Consider the following 21,986-nt stretch of genomic DNA (forward strand, 5'->3'; position numbering starts at 1 on the left):
ATGATGAGATTTTTAAACCTTTTTAAGGCTACATGTCTTGCAGTGAGTTTAGCTAACATCAATCACTGCATGGCGGAAAGTTCACCGACAAGCGCAGTGGATTATTTTGCTGAAAATGGTTACGGAGAAGGGGTGGCTGTGGTGCAACATCCGGCTGGTGAATACCGAAACGGCGTTACTTACGTTGCTTACCAAGGCACAAAAGAAGATCCCCATGTGGCAGCTTATGATCACAACAAAAAACAATGGTTTGGTCCGTTTAAAGCGGGCATTAGTATTTTAGGTAAAGATCCCACTAAAAAGATTGATAGTCACGGTAAACCAACTCTACTGATTGATGATGCCGGTTATATCCATATATTTTATGGCGGACATGGTGGGGTTAAAGCACTACATGGTGAAAATAAATTTGGTGCAGGTGACCATTCAGGGGAAAACAAACATGCGGTATCTAAAAAGCCTTACGACATTAGCGAATGGCAAGATTTAGATAACATTGCCCCTTTTGGCACCTATAACCAAGCCATTAAAATGGACAACGGTGACATTTATTTATTCTATCGTCATGGTGCGCATCGAGCCGATTGGGTATATCAAAAATCTACCGATAATGGCCGCACTTTCGCATCGCCTGTGGCATTTCTGAAACACCAAAGACGAGAAGATAATATAGGTACAGACAGTTGGTATGCCTATGTGTCTAAAGGGTTGAATAACGAGATAGTGGTGGGTTTTGATTATCATTATTGTTGGGACAGAGATGCACCTAGGAATAATAGAGGAGGGCACTCAACAGAGCGTAAAAATCTGTATTTTATGACCTTTAATACCCAAACGGGTGTTTGGCAAAATGTTAAGGATGAAAAACTAACTGTTCCATTAACTAAAGGCGTGGCTGACCAAAAAACGCTTGCTGTAGACACAGGTGATATGTGGACATTTAACGGCACCACAAAAATTGATGTCCAAGGTAACCCGCATATTTCAGCTTATGTGGGTAAAGACATTGGCTGGCAAATAGGTGGGCCTAAACACGCGCGTTATTTTAGGTGGACAGGCAAAGAATGGGCAGGCAGTTTTTCAAGTGGATTACCCATTGGCCGAGGAGACTTTGAAAGCTCGAATAATAACGTTCGATTTTTATTAAGTGGCATCGACCCCAAAACCGATAAAACCATAGTACGCTGGTGGGAAAGTAACGATGGCGGTAATAGTTTTACAGCTGGTGAAGAGTTACTTAAATTTAAAGATGACTTAGTGATCATCCCAGATGAAACAAGTGGTAAGCGGCCTAAATCATTAAGTAATTTAGACAGCCCAGGATCCGCGGCTAGCTCATTTATCCGTAATGCCCACCCTGATGCCCGAATAATTATTGCTGAAAAACCCGAGGGAACCGATTTTAGGCGCATGTACTTAGTAGGCGACAATGGCCCTATCAAGCGGGCTTCATTAAGTAAAAATTAATGAAAAAGATATCGGTATTATTCGTCATCTTTCCTATAACCACATTGGCTAGCGAGATCCTTTGGAATAGCGATAAAACTGCGTTGGCTTTTTGTGACTCGAAAGAACAGACAGTTTGCTTTGTTATCGCCAATAGTATTGCTACGAATGTGAGTCGTATTGAAAACGCTAATCTCGGAAAATTAAGAATTACCGAGAAAGAACAATATGAGAAAATACAAACCTTTCCATCAAAATGGTTGGCTGATAAACCTAATGGAAACTTGATATCCTTTACCACAATGGCATGGAAAGATGGTCAACGTTATACCATCACTGGCCCTGTGTTTGTAAGCAATGACGGTTCTTATGTAGAACAGTAGTTTGCTAGATAAAAGGGGATATTTTTGCACTAGCCCGTTGTTTAGTCAAAAACAACGGGCTTTATTTTGAGTGAAACCGTTTATTCCAAGCTGAATTGATCGATACTTGGGCCACTTTCACCTATGGTTCTAAACTCAATGTGGTTGGCCCCTTTGACCAAAGTGAACTCAGCAATAGCTTGTTCACTCCATTTACTATCCCAGCTACCAGTGGGTTCAAATTCAATCACAGTTGCTTTCTTATTGTTGATATAAATCGCCAACGGTCGTTTGGAGTTTTTATCATTGTGGGTGTAACGGAAAACGGCTTTATATACGCCTTCTTCGCCATCATTTTCGTGATACCAGTACATGCTTCCTTCTTTGTTGTTGAAGGTACCATAGCCTCCACCATGCAGGCCATGTGCGCCTGTAACAGCTACAGCCCCGCCTTTATATTCAGCTGCTTCACCTTGCATAGACAATCCGCGACCAATCCACATATTAGCTGAGTTTTCATCTCCCCAGAAAATACCTACGCCATTACCAAAGCTTTGTTGCATAGTTAAGGCAAGCTTGCCGTTAACCAATACTTTTGCATAAACCGTGTCACCATTTTTAACCTTAAAAGGTTTGTCATAGGTTTGCATATTAGTCGAGTAGGCGTCATTGATTGCGTAGACAATGTCTATTTGTTGTTTTTGATTACGGGCGTTATTCGTTAACGGTAGGTTTTGCACGTCAATACTAACTTGGTCAGACAAACGTAATGCTTCGTCACCAACAATAGCGCCTATAGTGGCGTATTCAGCAGCTTGTGGGTATTTAACCTCGACAAAAGCGCGGTTTTTACCCATAAACAATGGGCGGAAGTTAGCACGTACACGATTGGTGTGTTCATAGGGAGAGCCATTTTCTAATGCTTTTACTTTTACCCCATCTGTAAAGTGGTAATACACATTATGAGCACCATAAGGGTAGAAAGTCTGGTTTTTATCTACAGTTTGGCTTGAGATCACTTTGGCGGTGTCAAAACCAGATTCTGCATCAAACACTTCTACTTGATGTTGTAACGCTATTGGCGCGTCAGCTGTGGTTAAGGATTGTTCCATCACCTTTTGGCCGTTTTTGTAGCCTACTGCTGTAATTTTTCCCGGTTGCCAAGGTACCAGCCATTCACATTGCATTTCTTCTGCTTTACTTCCTGGTTTGTCTCGACCTAATGATTTGCCATTAAGGAACAATTCCACTTCATCTAGGTTTGAATACACCCAGACTGGAATTTCTGTACCTTTTTTCATCGTTGGGTGAGTCCAACTGGGTAATATATGCAGTGATGGTTTGTCTAGCCATTGACTACGATATAGGTGGAATAGGTCTTTCTTAAAACCGGCTAAATCTAAAGCACCGCCCATAAAGGCGATAAATGGCCAACCACCATGGGCTAAGCCTGCTTCACCGTGGTAATCAAAACCCGTCCAACGGAAGTGTCCAGAGTGGTGGGGTAAATCACGGGCCATTTCCCAGTTTTTGCGCGCGCTAATACGCACAGTTGCATTGTCGTATGATGAGTTTAAGTGTTGCTTTTGATTTACCCAGTCTTTTGGATCTTTCCAGTCGTAAAAGAAAATCTCTTTGTCAGTAATATTAGGTAAATCAAATGTATTGCTTTTGGGGCCATCTCGCCACCAAGTTTGGGTGCGGTAGTAGCCCCGTGTTTGCCAGGTGTGTGGTGCTTCTGTTGAAACAAATGGCAGATCAAAACGGCGTTCAAAAAAGCTTTTTCCTTCAGAGCCGCCATTAATACCGAAAACGTCCATGCCATCTTTGTTGGTTGAACCAGAGGTGACCAAACGTGTTGGATCAAACTCTTTTACCGCTTTCACTAACTCAGGAGCAATTTCGCCGTGTGTTTCGTTCCCCACACTGTAAATAATAATGGATGGATGATTGCGATTACGGGTTACCCATTCTTGTAAATCTGTTTTCCACCAGTCATCAAAGTGATGTGCGCCATAGTCGTGTAAGGCTTTTTGTTTCCAGCCGTCAAAAATTTCGTCCATTAGCATTAAACCTAACTCGTCCGCTAACTCATAAAACATAGGCGGGTAGGGGTTATGCCCAAGACGAATGGCATTCACGCCCATGTCTTTTAACAGTTGCAGTTTCCAACGCAATAAAGGTTTGGTCCAAGCGCCCCCGACTGGGCCTCCTTCGTAGTGCTCGGCAACACCTTGAATTTTGATGTTTTTACCATTTATCCAAAAACCAGTATCGGTTTTCCAAGCTATGTCACGTACGCCAAAGTTTGTATTGTCACTATCGATCATTTGACCTTTGTGCAATATGTCTACACTTAAGTTGTATAGGTAAGCTGCATGTGGGTTCCAGCGTTTTGCGTTGGCTAGTTCAAATGAAAATTCGTATTTGTCTTGTTTTTTAAGTTTGCTAAGTGCTGATCCTCCGTTTAATACTTCGGTACCGTCTTGATCAACCACACGATAACGCAATGCATAATCCTTGGAGTTTTTAACACTTTTACTGAGCTCAAATGCGGTTTTTACTTGGGTTTATGGGCCAATTGGTATGATTGGGAATTAGATAAAAGTCGTGTTTTGGGTACTGAAAAATTCCAATATTTACATGTTGACGGCTCTATCAAAAATAAAGCAATTGATCACTTAGCTAATTTGAAAATTTTTGAATCATTACCTACTCAAATTGGCATTGATGGGTTAACTGATTTAAACACTATTCGAAAGTCAAATATGGGTAAAGGTTACGACATGTTATGGACCTTTAACATGAGCGCTGATGGGGCAGACTTTGACAATGGCAGTCCTGTTTCTGTCGCCCGGTATAACGACTTAATATCTCGAGGCTTTGAAGTTAACGCCATAGAAATGGGTAATGAGAACTTTTATCCTGGTCAACGAAGTTCGATCATTCCCAATACACAAGACTATATCAAACGTGCAAAATCTATGTCTGCGGCTTTAAAGGCTATTGATCCCAATATTAAAGTATCAGTGCCGTTATTACGACGTGATAATTGGGCAAACCCTAATTGGAACCAAGACTTAACCACTGATTTAAGCTATTTTGATGCAGTCACAGTGCATACCTATGTTGGCAGTGATCCTGATGACGCCGCGAGTCCTGAAGGGGCTTATTCGGATGCTTTAACTGCCCGTCATCATATTGCAGCTTCGGTTGATGATTATGCTGGACTAGTGGCCCCTACCAAACCTATTTGGTTATCTGAATGGGGCGTTAATTCTGGCGGGCCAAATGCAGCATCTGTTATTGGTATGACCGATGTGTATATGTTTATGAGTGAAAACCAAAACCGTTACGAACGTGCTAACTGGTATAGCGTGAATGGTCAATTAAACTCATTCTTAAAATGGGAAGAATATGAGTCACCATCAGGGGTCATGCGTCCCAGAATTCAATACCCGTTAATTAAAACCGCCTTTTGCTCTGCCCATCAAATTATGCGCTCTGTATTACAAGACAGTATTTTGCTTGAAAGCACATCCGATAGTGTGACCTTAGAGCACGACGTACAAGCCGTTAGTGCAAGAGCAGTAATGAAAGATGAGCATATGGAGTTGTTAGTATTAAATAAAACTAACAAGGCTGCGCCTTTTGCTATAAAGGTCGACGGTACAAGTTATTCTGGCGGCATTTCTCATCAAACCATGAAATTTGACTCGGTGGGTGAAGAGCGTGAAATGCCTATCTCCCAAGATCCGTTAACCGATGAACCTCTGGTTGGTGGAGGCATTGTATTACCGGCTTTATCTATTAATAAAATCACTTTAAACGATACAATCGTGCCTGTTGATTTGTTCAGCATAGACATGAGCACAGACGAAAACACCGCCGTTTATCAAATAGGTGAAACCATTAATTTGACTGCTGAGGTATTGAATACCTCTAGTCAGATAGAATCTGTTACCTTTTCACATAATGAACAAACCATTAATACTCTCAATGCTGCCCCATTTAAATCAGCATGGTCTCCAAGTTTACCGGGTGGTTATAACCTTGTTGCCACGGCAAAAGCAGTTGATGGTACTGAAAAACAAGCGTCGATAAAAATTAAAGTTGAAGGTGCGCCGTTACAGGTCACCACCGGTATCAGTAGCGGTGATGTAACAGAATTGGGTGAATCAGTGAGTTTAACTGCCACTTCAAGCACGAATTACGGCAGTATCACCAACTTAGATATATTAATTAATGATGAAGTAGTTCAGCAAAATACAGATAGTGAAGCAACATTTAATTGGCAGCCTAGTGCTGTAGGTACTTATCAAATTAAATCTCATACCACACAAAGTGATGGCTACGTTGAAAACTCTACAGTGATGAATATTACTGTTGTTGCTGCACCAGAGCCTGAACCCGCGCCGACACCTCAACCTACGCCAACTCCTGCGCCTAAAACAGACTCGAGCGGAGACGGTTCTAGCTCAATTTTAATGCTGTTAATAATGAGTGCTTTTATTTGGTTTAGGGCGTATGTACTGCGTCGAAAAGTAAGCGTATAGACATAGTAAAAATATTAACTATGTTGACTGTATAACAATAAATTATTTTTCAATTATAGGTCTATCCTGCGCTGATTAGGGGTATCAGTTTGTTACTTTCAGCGCTATTCCTTTTAGAGACAATAATATATTAATCGCACTTTTTTAGCTTATCTAATAAATCAAAGCGTTTAGCAGACAAACATCATGAACTTATTTGAATACTATTGTCTTATTTGCTCAACTCACATGAGCATTCATTTTTAAATAAATTGCCACTAAATAATACGCGAGGTCCAATGAAACGACTTATTACGGTTATATTAATACTAATCAATTCGATGAACATTTATGCCCAAGATATGAATGTTGAAGAACCTGATGTTCAAGCGATAGATTGGGCTTGGGCAGGACAAAGGGTTTGGTTTGATTTTGTCAGTCAGAGCAAGCATCAAATGATTGCTTACTATGATTCATCTCGTCAGATGAGTGTTGCAGTTAGAGAAATGGGTGATATAAATGGCGGGCCTTGGCAATACCACAAGCTGCCTAGTTTTTTAGGGTGGGATGCACACAACAAGGTTGAAGCCGCGTTTGATAAAAACGGCATAATTCATGTTGTGGGTAACTTGCACGCTAACGCTCTGGTTTATTTTAGATCGACTGAGCCTTATGATCCTCGCACCCTAACGCAAGTTAGCGTTATGGTTGACTCTCAATATGAACAACAAATGACTTACCCAGAGTTTTTTAAGGCGCCAGATGGCAATTTGATATTCAAATATAGAGACGGTACTAGTGGACAGGGAAAGTGGTTCTACAACCGCTGGAATGCAAAACAAGGTAATTGGACGCATTTACATGAAAGCGTGTTATTAGATGGAGAAGATATACGCAGTGTTTATCCAGTTGGCCCGGTCATCGGCCCAGACGGAGTTGCACATATTGTTTTTGTTTGGCGTGAGACACCTAAAGCCTCATCAAATCATGATCTGTCTTATGCCCGTAGCCGAGATCTGGTGAACTGGGAGACCTCAACAGGCAAAAAAATAAAACTGCCCATTACACTCAGCAGTGGTGAAATTATTGATCCAATACCTGAGCATGGTGGTTTGTTAAATGGTCGCACTCCCATAGGTTTTGATGGGAATGGTCAAGCGCTTGTCACCTATCAAAAATATGATGCAAACGGGCAAACCCAAGTATATCTGCTTCGACGAGAAAATAACCAATGGCACAAAAAGCAAGTATCTAATTGGAAAAACTCGCGTGTGGAGTTAGATAAGAGCGGAGCGCTTGATCTGCCCATCATTACTAAAGAACCCGCTTTTGTGAATAAGCAAAATAATATTGTCGTGTCAGCCGTTTGGCGAGACGTGCGTTGGGAATGGGTGTTAGACAATAAAAACTTAGCGGTTATCTCGGGGGGACCTATTGAAGAACCACTACCAAAATCAATTGTTAAGTACGATCTAAAAAATGATATTCCTTTACGGGTTTTACCACTTATGAAAGAGCAAACAGAACCATCAAAAGAATATTTTTTAAGTTGGGAAGCACTACAACCCAATAGGGATCAAGCCAGAGCCGATATCCCTGCTCCTACTACCCTTAGAGTTCATAAGGTGTTAAAAAATAACGATAAATAGCAATATAAAATAACGGTAATGCCATCTTCGGCAAGATCGTTATAAAACTAACCAGGGTTATCTGCATTAGGTAGCCGTGCTATTGAGCGACTAATAACATAACTAAATAAAATTAAGGCGATAACATGTTTGTAATGGGTGATGATGTAAAACTAGAAGATTTAGGTGCTGGCGTTTCACGCAAAGTTTTAGCACATAGCGACAACATTATGACAGTTGAAGTGCACTTTGAAAAAGGTGCAATAGGCCCTATGCACAACCACCCGCATGAGCAATTAACTTATGTACAGTCTGGAGTGTTTGAATTTACTATTGGAGACGAAACTAAAGTAGTAAAAGCCGGTGACAGTATGTACAAAGAACCTAAAATTGAACACGGGTGTGTATGTTTAGAAGCTGGCGTATTGATTGATAACTTTACGCCTATGCGTAAAGATTTTATATCCTAAAGAACAAAACTGGGTAGACATCAATCTAGATGTCTACCCATTATTTTTAATGATTTATTAAAAGCGTTTTTGAACACTCAACTTCACAGTTCTTCCATCATATTGCAAACGACGGGGTAAAAGCTCAGTGTCTTGATACTCAAACGGATCTTCATCTGTTAAGTTAAACATTTGCAAGCGAACGTCAATATTGTTGTCAAACTTGTAGTTTGCTTGAAGATCAAGCTGGCCTCGAGCACCTACAATACGTTCTCCAACTACCGCTGTACTGGCGCCTTGTACGCCATATTCGTCACGGAAATTGTATGCTAATCGTATTCCATAATTGTCTCTTTCATAATAACCAATGAGATTGTAGGTTTCAGGAGAAACGCGATCTAAAGGTCTATCTTCAGAGTTTCTATTAGAAATTTTAGTGTAGTTAAATTGAAAACCAAAATCTTTAAAGAAATTATCAAGGAAGTCTAAGTTTTGAATGATCTGAAACTCTATACCCTCAACTGTTGTAACGGCATCTAAATTAACATTTTGCTCAATTCTAATTCTACGATTTCGAGTTAAGTCTTCACCGGTGAACCCATCATCAATTCTACACGTTGTGCCATCAAGCAACAGTGCTCCAGTTTCAAATGAATCTGCTGTAGCTGCATTGGGAAGAATAGTAAGTTCGCCGGTCAAAGTAATACCTTCACTCGGACAAATAACTTGTTTATCAATATCACCAATTACTTCTTTATTAAAATAGTTCAGTCCAACTAAACTGCCTTTGCGGTTATACCAAGCGAAGCCTAAGTCATATGCCTTAGAGGTACGAGGCTCAACATCCACACTGGTAATATTGGCAGTGACACTCGTTAGACCAAAATTGTCGGAATCAGGATCGTCATTTGGTAAGCTTATTTCTATTGTAGTAGGTGCTGGAGAAAACTCTGTTAATTCAGGAGTTTCGAATGTTTCATAATATGCACCGCGTAACACGACATCATCGGTTAAATCGTAGATTATATTTACTGACGGTAATATATCAGTATATGAGTTTTCAACATCTGCTGTGCCAACAACAGCAGGGTTTAAAAGCCTACCTGACATATCAGCAGTGACATACCGTAAACCAAGGTTACCTCTTACTGGTATGTCATAATCGTCGCCACTAAAGTTGACCATAACGAAGGCTTCAAGGGATTCACGTTCAGATGTAAAGTTACTGGTTCGTCTTCTTTGAACTGCATTTGGCCCTCGTTGATAATAGGGAGTTAAATCCGAAAATAATGGAATATCAGTAATTAGAGGTTCATTGGTTGTGTTTTCTTCAGGGTTAACTGGTAATAAAACGTCGACTAATGCTGGAATTTGAATGGACAGGTAATCATCTATTTCAGCACCAGGTAGCTTACCTCCAAAGTATCCATTACCTTTTGTAATAGAGTCTGATTGGTCGATTAGGGTTCCGAATATTTGCTCAGGAAAATTACTCGTATTTAAGCCAATAGCAGAGTTATCTGCTCGTGCTGCTTCACCTTCTTCTTTGGTGTACATGGCTCCCACTTTGACGCCGGTTATTGGGCCCACATCATACAATGAGTATTCCCAGTCTGTCCCTAAACTCTGATAGGTTCGTCTAGCAGCCGTGTTACCACCAGTTACAACAACGCCATTATTTACCCTAGAATCTAACTCGTTGTATATGATGTTTCCTTGAGCGTCTCGGGTACAAGCGTTATCGATAACCTCTGCACATCTTAATCGTGGTGTGAGACCCGTTAATCTGTTGATTGAAATATCGTTTCCGGACAGAACTCCCTCGCCTTGCAGCGCTAATGCTCCGTCAGGTAAATTGTAATTAAAAGCGAAGTTATCCCAATTGCCAAGACCGGTATTTATAGAGCCTGTTATCCCGTTACTATCATCAATATCTGCATTATTTCCAACTTGGTTTACACTCACACGGTATTGCTCTTGTGCTCGAAGATTATTGGCTTCAGACAATGTGGCAATTACGCGGCCTTTGAGGTTTTCACCCTCATAGTTAAACTGTGGGTAAATAGCATAAACTTCTTCGCTTGTAGGGAAGTTTCTATCTTCAATATTTACACTGGGGTCGTCAAACTCAAAGTTCGACAGCACATGGGTGGGCAGAAGCGGTGCGTCAGGGTTACTTGGATCTAAATAGTTGGTCAAGCCGATTGGCGTGATATCACCAACTTGGGTAATTTGATTGGGCGAGCGTTTCAAATCAACAATTAGAAAATTTGTTCGTGCAGCTGATAAATCACGTTTTGCGTAAATACCATCTAAACGAAAGTTCATCTCATCGTTGATAACGTATTCAAAACCCGTGGCAAATGAAATTCTATTGCCTTCAGAAATTTGTGATTCTTGGCGATATTCACGTGGGGTTATCAAGACTGCATTATCTTCTAACCCAGATCTATCCACATTGGCGTACTGACCAAAACCGCGCGAAGCATTAGCTCCAATGACATTGTAACCATTAATGTTTGCTACATCACGACGAAAGCTCATGTCTTGCCATGAAGCAGTTGCATATACGCCAAGCTTTCCATCGTTAAAATGTTTAGAACCCGTCATAAAAAACTCTGGCACGATATCTTGAGTTAGTTCTTCGTATCCCGCACTAGCTTTAACCACCACTTGACCGTCTTTGCGATCCAATGCTGAATTTATTCTAAGGTCAACGTTTGCAGATAAACCACCTGATAAAATATCAGATCTAAAGGATTTGGTTACATAAGCTCCATTAAAAATGGATGAATCAAACATACCAAATGGGTTTGCGCTTCTGCCGGCAGTACCAGCCGATGCAATCCCTTGTCCTTGGACCGTTGTTAATGCAAAGGCTCCTGGTAGACCCCTTACCGAAATAGTAGCTGAACGCCTAGAGTTTTCTCTGTCTATTTGGACCCCGGGTATTCTTTGCAGTGCTTCACCAAGGTTTAAGTCAGGAAAATTACCCAAATCATCAGCGGATATACCATCAGTAATTATATCGGATGCGCGCTTTTCTAATAAAGCCCCTTCAATCGACGACTTAATACCTGTGATTTCAATTACTTCAACGTCGTCTTGTGTGACATTTCCTTTAGCGACATTAGACACATCTTGAGCAAATGCAGTTTGTTCGATAGTGGCTGTTGATAATAATATTGAGCCTACCACTAGAGCTACTCTTGAGGGTTTAAACCTTAATTTTTGATTTTTATGTTTTTCTTTGTGATACATCATTTTCTCTCTTATTTGATTTGTATGTTGACGAAGGAAATTTATCCTTCTATAAGGAATAGCCAAAACGACTTTACTCTGATACCCCTGTTTGTATTAATTTGATGATAAATTTGTTAAAATGATGTTTTTTGAAGATTATTGATTGGTATTGAATTTTTTTTGGAGTGATGTGGTTCAATATCACTTTAATCATCTTAAAGTGATTGAGGCGCGTTATGGTTTGTCTAATTATTTTGCAATTGAAGTTTAAATAGGTCTCAGGTTGTCTACTGATCAAAGAATTAAAAAGCAACAATCACCCACACCACTCAAGGTATTTAAAGGGAGCGTCTTTGGAGAGTTATTTGATGCTGATAAAAATCGCTTGTATTGTTACACATCCAATTGTGTGGCTTTAACAACTGACACTAATAAACAGTTATTTACGTCACTATTTTAAATCGCTAGGGGTGTCAATATCCAATCGACAAGGCTTTACTATATATCAGCGTTGTTAATTTTTTGTAGCGTAATTGTAATATTTTGTCGGGGTTTTAGTCTCAATCCTTAATGTTCGTTTCCATGAATGTATAGCGAGAGTTATCCAAGGTCACAATAATCTATTTCTATTCGCTGATATAACTTCACTTGTAGCTACCGAGTTAGTTGCTTTGAATCCTCATTGCTAGTCCAAGTCTTAAGTCACTGGTCTAGAAGTTAATAAAATTAGGAAGTATTATGAATAAAACCAATTTTTTAAAACCTAGTTCTGGCCATGCAATAATTGCATGTATTGCTTTATCAGTATTAACGTTATCGGTAAATGCTCAAACCTTATATTCTAACGACTTTCAATCGACTAATGCCATTAGCCGTTTGAGTCTAGACAAGGGGGCATCACAAGCTGAACGACGAACTTATAATTTTGATGGCCGTTCGGGTACTGGTGTAAAGCTAAAGCAATTAAAAAGCAATGATTGGACTAGTATTCTCGGAAACCCCGATTTCTCAAATAAGAGAGACGTTACCCTAAAATACAGCTTCTATGCACCCAGTAGTCGATGGGAATATCGTTTACAAGGTAAGTTACCAGGCCTACAACCAGATCGTCCTCATTTCGGTGGAAATAAAAATGATGCGCCAGTGTGGGATAAGTGGAGTGTTCGTTTAATGTGGATATCGACCTCAGGTAATATCAATGTTGGAAACGATGGCAGAGCCCGCCCGTCTGTTTATATTTATGACCAAGATAGACAAGTAGGAAGTTTTGGTAAACACCATATAGTCGACGGACTTTATCTACCGAAAAGTGATTGGGTCGACGTTGAGATGTATGTAAAGGTTAATTCTCATCAAGCCGGTACAGGTAAAGCTTGGAGAAATGGTGAAGTTCAGCTTTATATTAATGGTAATTTAGAAAAAACAGTATCAGGATTAAAACTTATTGGTGACCTGCCTAGTCAGTACGGCAACCAAGCACCAAGCCAAGCTAAAATCTCTAAAATTGCATTTCATAACTATTATGGTGGCTCTAAGAGTGATAGCAAAAATGTGCCATTAGCAGATGATACGTTCATTTATATGGATAATCTTGAAGTGATTAATGGTTTGTCAATCAGTAACTAATGAAGTTATTTTCGATTAAAAATATCTGATAATTCGCCTTTGAATAGCCATTCAGGGGCGACGTAGGTGGATAAAAATTGTTTTCTGTTTGTTGATAAATAGACTTAGTTGCTCGAAAATTCGATTTAAACAATTATCAATAGCCGTCTTCAATTAAAAAATTCAACAATATATTATATCAATTCCCATCCCCAAAAATCATTCTCAGTAGCTAAATATTTATGGGGGATTGTTGTCAGTGCAGTGTTAGTTATATTTTAAGTGTATTAAAAGCGTTGTTAGCCCTAATTAATTTAGCCTTCAGATTACACATCAAATACCTTTATTAGATAAATTATGTGTTATCGTACGTTTGTTACATCTTAAATTTTTTTCGTTTTTCTGGAAGTCTGTGTCTACGTAGTTAAATTTATAGATACCCATGTCAGACAACGCAATGAAACATCCCAGAAGCAAATTCTCTGCTGAGTTCAAATGGTGTCATGATTTAAAATAGGGAAAGCCAACTGGGTCAAGAGTTTACACCCGCCTGATGTACCCATGCTATCAGATGAGTCGCCTATTTACCCGTAAATGTCATCGAAATTGAGTCCAGCGCATGAAGCAAAAACAGAGCATCAAGCAAATTGTCTGTGAAACTCTCCTCGGGGTATCAGTTAACAATTGATAACTTCGACGACATCACACTTAGCTAGGATGTAACAGACGTACTCTTACTCAAAAGCTATTTATATCAATGGAGAACAACTTGCCTCCTATCAATACGATCCTGATTCAAAAGTGCTAAGTGAGGGGCCAGGAAAAGGAGAAATAGGCAATAATTCGGCATGGACTCGATGGGAAAAAGGCGCATTTTCCGGTGTGATAGACGAAGTGGCGTTTTACGATTTTGCTTTGCCTGCTTTCACATTACAACAACACGTAAAACAAGTTAGATAAGGTCTAAATTATTTTGGTATGCCGCCAAGTTATCGAGCTTTACCTGAAAAAATAAAATTTCCGCTGCCTGAATTCCAGTCAATTATGTTAGACCCATTAACTGGTTTACCTAGCCAGTAGATAAATAGCGGTAACAATTATTACTATCTTCATTTAAATTCAAGTTGATTTTTTAATGTTATAGGCTGTTTTACGTATAAGTAGTGCTTGTTTTTTTTAATACAGAGACGTGTTATAAATGTAAATCTTATCTTATCTTATTTTATTTTTTACTTTTGTCGTGCCTGAAAATAATAACCTTTCCTTAATAAATAACACTGAGCCAAATACAAAAGGGTTAAATGAAACTGAATTGTTACGAGCAAGTCAGTTCGGCCAGTTATTTGAAGCAGATAAAAAACGTTTGTATGCTTACATCCATGCGTTTGTTTCTGATCACACGATAGCTGAGGATATTTTTCAAGAAACTAGTTTGATCTTATGGCAAGAGTTTGACAAATTTGAGATAGGTAGCAAATTTTCAAAGTGGGCTAATGTCATAGCTTTTTATCGCATCAATCATCACCGAAATGCTAACAAAAAATATCAGCTGGGGTTGAGCGATGATTTCTTACAAGAATTTAGTCAAAACATCAGTATCATTGAAAGCAATACTAACACTCAAGAGCAGAAATGGCAGGATCTAGAGCACTGTTGCGCGTTACTGTCTGAACCACTGAGAAAAGTTTACCAAAGCTTTTACATAGAGAATTTAACAGCTCAAGATATTGCAACAAATACAGGACGCTCTCTTATTGCTATTCGAAAAGTCGTACACAAAGTAAGAAAACGGTTATTTGATTGTATTGAACAAAAAAAACAAGGTGCGTCGTAATGAAGCGAAGTGAGCAATTTCCAGAGGTTAGAGAGATCGCTGATGCCGTCTGTTCAGATTGTGCCACACCAGAGCAATTGGCAAAGTTAGAACAATTGTTACGGGGCAATTTTGAGGCGCAGCATTTCTACTACGACTACATCAATATGCATGCTCAATTAAGTGAATCTAAGCGTCGTAGTACTGAAGTCATTTTCCGACGAATGACTGAAGAAGTTGTTGTGCGCTCTAATGCAAATTCCTCTGCACACGAAAACAACAATAACCTTGATAACGAACATGAACAAACACAAGGTAAAAAAATAATAAGTAAACCCATATTTATATCCTTGTTGGTATTAATCGGGATTATCTTCAGTTTACTCTGGTTAATGCTCAACCGAAGCACAGCCCCATTTGTTGCCCACATCATTAACGGTAACGTGACTACCACCTATCCCGGAAAGAAAGTTGGTAGTGCCTTACTTGCCGGCGATTTTAGCAATGACCAAGACGTTACAATAAAACTAATTGATGGTGATACCTTACATATTGCCCCTAACTCACTTGTTAAGATATTTAATAGTCGAGAAATAAAGCTAAAACGAGGCAAGATAACCCTTGAAGCATTTTCCGAAGATAACACCATAGTGCACACCAAGGAGTTCATTGTTCAATCCAGAGGTGATGATCTTAGTGTTGCGCTAGAATACCCTGCTCCTAGAGTGATTAGCGGAGCAAAAACGGAATTAGTACCCTTACGTTGGCGGCCTAAGCACTTTTGGAATTTTAATGGGCAAGGCGATCGAGTGATGGATACTGCAGGCAGCGCCCATGGCGTTGTCGCTGCAGGTGCAACCAGAGTGAAAGGTTTGATTGGTCAAGGTGCTTTTATATTTGATAATAGTCCTACCGCACATATTGAGCTTGGCAGCGGTGGAGGTACAGTGCCTGGCAGTGGTTCTTTTGCTGTGGTTGATGGTGTTACCATCGAAGCATTAATTCGGCCAGAAAACTCGGGTGAATTTGGCGGGGCAGGGGAGATATTCCGTCAAAACCGCCCAACTGACGAGCCAGCTATTTTGCTGAGTTTTGAACATGACACAAGTAAGGTTAATTTAAGCCCCAAAGATGAAGTTAATCTAAGTTTGAACTTTGGCTTGGTCATATTAGGAGAAGGTTACCATGAATTAAAGGTATCACTTGATGGACGCGATGGTCGACCAAGCTTGGCAGAAATTAAAGACGGTAAGTACCACCATATTGTGGGAACCTACAATGCTACAACAGGTGTTAAAGCTATTTACCTTGATGGTAAAAGAGTGGCATTTTATCAACACCCCCCTGGTTCAATAGTGGTAAGCGGAGGCTCTAGTCCCGCTGTAATCGGCAACTCTGCAGCAAAAAATCGACATAGCCAAAACGTTTTTACAGACGTTATTGATGAAGTCGCTTTTTATGATTTCGCATTAAGTGAGTTTATAGTTAATTATCATCTACTTAATATAAAAAAAGGTTACAACTACTATGGTTTGGCACCCAATACAGAGGGATATGATATCGTTTTACCAGAGCGAATCCGTATGGTTTTATCACCTTATTCTACTTATGAGCTGGTCCCATCGTTCGGGATACCAGCAAAACTTATTGAAAAATAAGTGCGAATGGTTAAGTTAACGATATGCAAATGACTTTGAAATGCATATTTCAGAGTTTTTTGCTGCTCAAAGGTGCCACGAAACTCATATTGGTACTTTTTTCTAGGCAAACTTCCTAAGGTCTTCCTTAATCTACCTAAAAATTACTTGGGCACCACAGAGTCATAAATTTATGAAATTTATTGGTTTTTAGGGGGTATCAATTAGCTACTTTCAGCGCTATTCCTTATACAGAATGTGAACAATGTAGTATCAATCAGAGAAAATTATGAACATATTTAAATTCCACTGGCTTTTTTATTTAAGCTTTTCAATTTTTTTTACTTCATTGGCGAGTGCAGCAGATAGTGGTTTGAAAACCGAAAACTCTGTAAGTTGGACTGCCAATTGGATTTGGAGCAATGAAAGAGCCAGCATTCCCAACACTTGGGTCGCATTTCGTAAAGAAGTGACGGTTGATCAACTCAGCGATAAAGCGGTTGCCTACATTAGCGCAGAGACTAAATATTGGCTGTGGATCAACGGTGAGCTAGTGGTGTTCGAAGGTGGTTTTACAGGTGGCCCAAGTCCGGTTAAGTCTTCACCACGTGTTGACAATTATGCTATTGCCTCTAATAAATATTACGACACTGTCGATATTGGAAAATACTTAAAAAAAGGTAAAAACACTATTGCCGCATTAACTTGGTACTGGGGAGATAACGGTACTAAAGGTACGCATATCTCCGCTATATCTGGTGGTTTTCTGTTTCAGGCAGAAGTTGGCAAGCAAACTATCGTTTCAGACAAATCATGGAAAGCGATAAATCACGCGGCTTATCAACGGGATTTTATTAAAACAAACCCAATCCGTATTGCCGCTTGGAGCGTAAAGTATGATGCAAGTCAAGCAATGGGAGATTGGACTAAACAGGCTTGGTATATGCCGGGTTTTGACGATTCTCAGTGGAAGGAACCAACAACGAAACGTTTTCCTCCCCGTGAACCATTTTTTGGATTATTTCCGAGTGAAATACCGCCTTTCACTAACTATGGTCTAGCTAATTGTACTAACTACCCAGATTCTAAATTTCCTTTTGTCAGCGACGGCAAAAAAATAAAGTGTCAGTTAGATTTTAATAAAAACTACACCCCCTATTTTGATATTGAAGCTGAAGCAGGACAGAAAATTAAAGTCGAATCGAATATGACGCGAAGTGGCATTGATACTTTTTATACCACCAAACAAGGTCGTCAGCAGTTCGAATCGTACTCCTGGACCAACGGTCGAATTATCGAATACACCATACCAAAAGGTGTGACTGTTCATGCATTAAAGTATCGCTGGACAGGTGTGGGTACTGCACCTGGGCACTTTGAGTCTGATGACGATTGGTATTCGCGCATTTGGCAAATGGCCGAAAATACCTTGTATATTTGTGCTCGTGACAATTTTATGGATACCCCCGACCGCGAGCGCGGTTTATGGATTGGTGATGTGGCTGACCAAGCCAGTTATTTATTTTATTCAATGGACAAGCCCGGTCGTGATTTACTGAAAAAAGCGATCAAAGTCACCATGGCTTTTAGCGATTCTGAATCAGGCATTTTTGCCGGTTTAGGCCCTGGGCGTTTTCGTGAGTTACCTGCGCAAAGTTTACAATTTATCGAACAAGGGGTTTGGCATTATTATTACAATACAGGTGATAAAGAAACCCTCGCTTACGCCTATCCATACGTGCATAAGTATCTAACCTTGTGGGATATCAAAGAAAACGGTTTAGCGACTTTTAGAGCCGGAGCTTGGAAATGGACCGACTGGGGCCCACAAGACACCATTGATTATGATGCGATTCAAAATGCACTCTATTACAACGCTTTGGTTTCAGCCCGCAAAATGGCGCTGGCATTAGGAGATAGTGCCCATATTACGATGTATGAACAGCGTATTGCTTCAATTAAAGATGCCTATCAAAAATACTATTGGCAAGACGGATTTTACAGCAGTAATCCTAAAAAATTTAAAGACGATCGCGCCAACGCCATTGCTATTTTGTTTGGTTTAGCCAAACCAGAACAGCATCAAAAAATTGTTGATAATGTGCTAGTGCCCAATCACTTTGCCAGTCCACATTTTGAGTGGATGGTTTATAACGCCATGGCCATCGCGGGTCGTTATGACGATGCTTTAGCGCGAATGAAAACACGTTATGCTAAACAAGTCGATAATCCAAAGTTATCTACTTTAGCTGAATATTTACCAAGTGGTGGCACGGAAAACCACGCATGGAATGCACCGGCTACGATCTTAAGTCAATATATTGCGGGGATTGCGCCCACATCTGTAGCTTGGAAAGCCTATCAAATTATGCCGAATATGGCACACATGAAAGTTCTGAAACAACAAGTGCCCAGTGTGCAAGGTGATATTGATTTCAAAATTCAACGTGATGATAAACAAATTACTATGACTTTAGACTCACCTGCTAAAACTACGGCGTTGGTGGGTATTCCAAAGCAGTATTTCGACATCAAAAACGTGAGTATTAATGGTGCTTCGGTTTGGCAGAAAAGTATCTCGTTAGGCTCGAACCCTAAACAAATGAATGGTATTAAATTTGTCGGGGAAGATGACAAATACCTTAAATTTGAATTTGCTGCCGGTATTTGGATGATTCAAGCCAATCAATAAAACTTGTTAGCCCCTATGTTATAAAACATAGGGCATAAGGACTAAATAAATGATGTATACCCAAATGTTTTGTGTGTACATAACTAAACGAGAAAGCTATGAAAAAAACGATCTTATTATTAGCATTTTTTAGCTTCATTAGCGCTCCACTTTCAGCAAAAGTAATTTGGTTTGCCGACCCAGATCAAAGTACTAAGGTAACCAATTTTTTCAAACGGCTAGATGATGGCAACTACCCGCAAGATTATTGCAAAGTTAAAGGAGACCATGAAGATGTTGAAGCTTCGACGGTTGAGGTTTTATCTGATGAAGAACTAGGTAAAGTTTGGAAAATCAATAAACCGAACAATAGAAAGCGGGGTGAGTTTGCTCGAGTTGAAGGACAACTAGACAGCTTTAGCCCCAAAGAAGGTGACGACATTTATCTTGCCTGGCAATGGAAAATTGACACAGTAGATAAAGCTAAAATAGATAAAGAAGTCACGGTTTTTCAATGGAAGTCAGCCAGTCCACACAACCAAAACTACCCCCTTAATTTAGAATATGATGGCGAATTGACTTTAAATGCTTGGGGCCCTAATTATGTTGAAAACAAGGGGTATCATAATCGTAGAACGGTTTTATGGCGTAAAGCTGTGCCACAAAATGAGTGGGTTTCTATCGTTATCCGTATCAAAGTTAATAAAGAGGATTTCGGCGGCTTAGTGCAGTTTTGGTTTAATGGTGAGCAGCAAATATTAGAGAACCTTGAATCAAAAGAATACCAAGTAAAAGTGTCAGACGATAAAAAAACCGTATTTCACCGTACCAATGATGGCCGCTTTGTTTACCCTAAATGGGGTGTGTACAATAAAAGATCTTGCCAATATGACGTCAATGCCTATTTTCACAATATGAAGTTGGGTACTAGTTTAGCTACAGTGATGCCTAAGCTGTAGGTCAGTTTAGTGAAGAATAGAGTTGTGGAGGAGCTTAGTTGTTTACTTAGCACACAAGCCAGAGGGCACTGACTTTAGACATATGTAATTGGTATTAGTTGTGGACAAAGGGCCTATCCAACGTTTAGTCAAATAGTCCCTAATGCTAAGAGTTAAACTTTTACACAACCTTGTTTATTTTGGGTTAACTGCCTTATCGGTTAAGGCATTAAAGTAATCATTACTTCTAAATTGGGATACCGGTGACCAAGGGGCGTTTTCACTGGGTAGGTATTTGTATATTGACTGTTTCACTGTGCTGTACTTTTTATCATCAGCCAAGTTATGCCATTCATTTGGGTCGGTTTCATGGTCGTATAATTCTTCACTACCATCTTCATAACGAATATAACGATATCTGTCTGTTTTTACTGCATGGTTGTTGGGCCCAAAGGTTGATACCGCTGCATGCTGCCAATCCGCATCAGGCTTTGCCAATAAAGGCGTGATGTCTTGGCCTTCGGTCAGTGGGTTTGCTGGCAAACCACAAATTTTTACTAGAGTAGGGTATAAATCCAATAAACTGACCGGGCGGCTGCTAACACTTTTACCTTGTGATTTTGGGGGCTTAATAATCAGTGGCGTGCGGGTCGAGGTTTCCCATAAAGCCATTTTAGCAAATCGATTCTTTTCACCCACGTCGTAGCCGTGATCGCCCCAAAGTACCACGGCAGTGTTATCGGCATATTCGCTGTTTTCTAAGGCATCTAACACTTTGCCAACACATGAGTCTACAAAGGACACACTGGCCAAATAGGCTTGTACTATGTATTTCCACTCGCCATTTTCAATCGCCCAATCGGTTGTGGGCATCATTTTGAATTCGGTCATACGTTTAGCGATCTCTGGCACATCATCTAGATCACCTTTTAAATAAGGCGGCAATTGAATATCTTCAATTGGATGCATATCAAACCATTTTTGCGGTACCGTCCAAGGGACGTGTGGCCGTAAAAAACCGCCGGCGATAAAAAACGGTTTATCGTGCTGCATATTAAGATGTTCAACTAGCCAATTTGCGGTGTCGTAATCAGGCATTTGTTCGTCTTTCTCTGGGTAAGCTCCCCAGTCAGTGTTAGTGCCTTTGTTATTCCACTTTAAGGCTTTGGGAGCATAAGGTCCAAATGCTTTAACTCGACCACCAAATACATCAAAACTTCCTTTAGCCACTTTTTGGTGGAATATTTTGCCTACAGCGGCTGTGTAGTAGCCATGTTGTTTGAAGTATTCGCTTAGAAATATCGATTGAGCGGCTTTTTGATTCGCCGATTTAATGTCGTCGTCGTTAACATGGCCATAAATCCCAGTGGTTGAGGGCGCTAAACCTGTCATGATACTGGCGCGAGAAGGGCCACATAAAGGAGCGGAAGCATGGGCATTGGTAAAGGTGGTGCCTTGTTGCGCTAGTCGGTCGATATTCGGTGTTTTAGCGTTGGGGTGACCACCTAAGGCGCCCACCCAATTATTCAGATCGTCAACAGCCAGCATCAGGACATTGGGATATTCTTTTTTTAATTTACTTAACCATTCGAACTGAGAGGTACATGCAGTGCCTAAAAGGCCCGCACTGCCTATGATAAAATTACGTCTATTCAGCAT

Annotated in this window: 14 protein-coding genes and 1 pseudogene; 11 read left to right on the plus strand and 4 right to left on the minus strand. The window is 40.1% G+C overall.

What is annotated here, in order from left to right:
- Positions 1-3 precede the first annotated feature (3 nt).
- On the plus strand, positions 4-1,467 hold the full coding sequence (locus tag L0668_RS12215; protein ID WP_235312917.1) for a BNR-4 repeat-containing protein: 1,464 nt from the start codon (positions 4-6) through the stop codon (positions 1,465-1,467).
- The gene (locus tag L0668_RS12220) at positions 1,467-1,829 is read left to right on the plus strand and encodes a hypothetical protein (protein ID WP_235312918.1); all 363 of its coding nucleotides are present in this window, start codon (positions 1,467-1,469) and stop codon (positions 1,827-1,829) included. Before L0668_RS12215 ends, L0668_RS12220 begins: the two co-directional genes overlap by 1 nt.
- Positions 1,830-1,909: 80 nt before the next feature.
- Here L0668_RS12220 and L0668_RS12225 read toward each other — a convergent pair whose 3' ends face one another.
- Together L0668_RS12225 and L0668_RS20730 are read right to left on the minus strand one after the other, a co-directional pair.
- Positions 1,910-4,138, minus strand: coding sequence for a glycoside hydrolase family 2 TIM barrel-domain containing protein (locus L0668_RS12225; RefSeq protein WP_268820354.1), 2,229 nt, complete (start codon positions 4,136-4,138; stop codon positions 1,910-1,912).
- Positions 4,115-4,360 (minus strand): annotated as a pseudogene (locus L0668_RS20730) (hypothetical protein); the annotation flags it as partial. The pseudogene L0668_RS20730 and the gene L0668_RS12225, both read right to left, overlap by 24 nt.
- Before the next feature lie 12 nt (positions 4,361-4,372).
- On the opposite strand from L0668_RS20730, the gene L0668_RS12230 reads away from it, so the two are divergent.
- From L0668_RS12230 to L0668_RS12240, 3 genes are all read left to right on the plus strand, one after another.
- Positions 4,373-6,364, plus strand: a complete 1,992-nt coding sequence (locus tag L0668_RS12230) for a COG1470 family protein (protein ID WP_235312920.1) — start codon at positions 4,373-4,375, stop codon at positions 6,362-6,364.
- A gap of 278 nt (positions 6,365-6,642) precedes the next feature.
- Entirely contained in the window at positions 6,643-7,992 is a 1,350-nt protein-coding gene (locus tag L0668_RS12235) for a BNR repeat-containing protein (RefSeq protein WP_235312921.1), read from the plus strand.
- 125 nt (positions 7,993-8,117) lie between these two features.
- Positions 8,118-8,441, plus strand: a complete 324-nt coding sequence (locus L0668_RS12240; RefSeq protein WP_235312922.1) for a cupin domain-containing protein — start codon at positions 8,118-8,120, stop codon at positions 8,439-8,441.
- A 57-nt stretch (positions 8,442-8,498) separates the two neighbouring features.
- Here L0668_RS12240 and L0668_RS12245 read toward each other — a convergent pair whose 3' ends face one another.
- Positions 8,499-11,684, minus strand: a complete 3,186-nt coding sequence (locus L0668_RS12245; RefSeq protein WP_235312923.1) for a TonB-dependent receptor — start codon at positions 11,682-11,684, stop codon at positions 8,499-8,501.
- Between the two features lie 717 nt (positions 11,685-12,401).
- On the opposite strand from L0668_RS12245, the gene L0668_RS12250 reads away from it, so the two are divergent.
- From L0668_RS12250 to L0668_RS12270, 6 genes are all read left to right on the plus strand, one after another.
- On the plus strand, positions 12,402-13,289 hold the full coding sequence (locus tag L0668_RS12250; protein WP_235312924.1) for a polysaccharide lyase: 888 nt from the start codon (positions 12,402-12,404) through the stop codon (positions 13,287-13,289).
- Between the two features lie 732 nt (positions 13,290-14,021).
- Positions 14,022-14,228: a hypothetical protein gene (locus tag L0668_RS20930; RefSeq protein ID WP_349815647.1), complete on the plus strand. Its 207-nt coding sequence runs from the start codon at positions 14,022-14,024 to the stop codon at positions 14,226-14,228.
- A gap of 280 nt (positions 14,229-14,508) precedes the next feature.
- Positions 14,509-15,102 (plus strand): sigma-70 family RNA polymerase sigma factor, encoded by a 594-nt coding sequence (locus L0668_RS12255; RefSeq protein WP_235312925.1) that lies wholly within the window; start codon positions 14,509-14,511, stop codon positions 15,100-15,102.
- Complete coding sequence (locus L0668_RS12260) at positions 15,102-16,739, plus strand: LamG domain-containing protein (protein WP_235312926.1); 1,638 nt, start codon at positions 15,102-15,104, stop codon at positions 16,737-16,739. The genes L0668_RS12255 and L0668_RS12260 overlap by 1 nt, the downstream gene beginning before the upstream one ends.
- Positions 16,740-17,007: 268 nt before the next feature.
- On the plus strand, positions 17,008-19,410 hold the full coding sequence (locus L0668_RS12265; RefSeq protein WP_235312927.1) for an alpha-L-rhamnosidase-related protein: 2,403 nt from the start codon (positions 17,008-17,010) through the stop codon (positions 19,408-19,410).
- Between the two features lie 98 nt (positions 19,411-19,508).
- A complete protein-coding gene (locus L0668_RS12270; RefSeq protein ID WP_235312928.1) occupies positions 19,509-20,348 on the plus strand; it encodes a heparin lyase I family protein in 840 nt (279 codons plus the stop codon).
- A gap of 174 nt (positions 20,349-20,522) precedes the next feature.
- Here the strand turns inward: L0668_RS12270 and L0668_RS12275 are convergent, their stop codons facing one another.
- Positions 20,523-21,986: a sulfatase gene (locus tag L0668_RS12275; protein ID WP_235312929.1), complete on the minus strand. Its 1,464-nt coding sequence runs from the start codon at positions 21,984-21,986 to the stop codon at positions 20,523-20,525.

This window comes from Paraglaciecola algarum (genome assembly GCF_021532655.1).
Classification (GTDB): domain Bacteria; phylum Pseudomonadota; class Gammaproteobacteria; order Enterobacterales; family Alteromonadaceae; genus Paraglaciecola; species Paraglaciecola algarum.

Coding starts and splice junctions, on each gene's coding strand:
- L0668_RS12215 (WP_235312917.1), top strand. CDS start 4: ATGAGATTTTTAAACCTTTTTAAGGCTACATGTCTTGCAGTGAGTTTA.
- L0668_RS12220 (WP_235312918.1), top strand. CDS start 1,467: ATGAAAAAGATATCGGTATTATTCGTCATCTTTCCTATAACCACATTG.
- L0668_RS12225 (WP_268820354.1), bottom strand. CDS start 4,138: ATGATCGATAGTGACAATACAAACTTTGGCGTACGTGACATAGCTTGG.
- L0668_RS12235 (WP_235312921.1), top strand. CDS start 6,643: ATGAAACGACTTATTACGGTTATATTAATACTAATCAATTCGATGAAC.
- L0668_RS12240 (WP_235312922.1), top strand. CDS start 8,118: ATGTTTGTAATGGGTGATGATGTAAAACTAGAAGATTTAGGTGCTGGC.
- L0668_RS12245 (WP_235312923.1), bottom strand. CDS start 11,684: ATGATGTATCACAAAGAAAAACATAAAAATCAAAAATTAAGGTTTAAA.
- L0668_RS12250 (WP_235312924.1), top strand. CDS start 12,402: ATGAATAAAACCAATTTTTTAAAACCTAGTTCTGGCCATGCAATAATT.
- L0668_RS12260 (WP_235312926.1), top strand. CDS start 15,102: ATGAAGCGAAGTGAGCAATTTCCAGAGGTTAGAGAGATCGCTGATGCC.
- L0668_RS12265 (WP_235312927.1), top strand. CDS start 17,008: ATGAACATATTTAAATTCCACTGGCTTTTTTATTTAAGCTTTTCAATT.
- L0668_RS12270 (WP_235312928.1), top strand. CDS start 19,509: ATGAAAAAAACGATCTTATTATTAGCATTTTTTAGCTTCATTAGCGCT.
- L0668_RS12275 (WP_235312929.1), bottom strand. CDS start 21,986: ATGCTGAATAGACGTAATTTTATCATAGGCAGTGCGGGCCTTTTAGGC.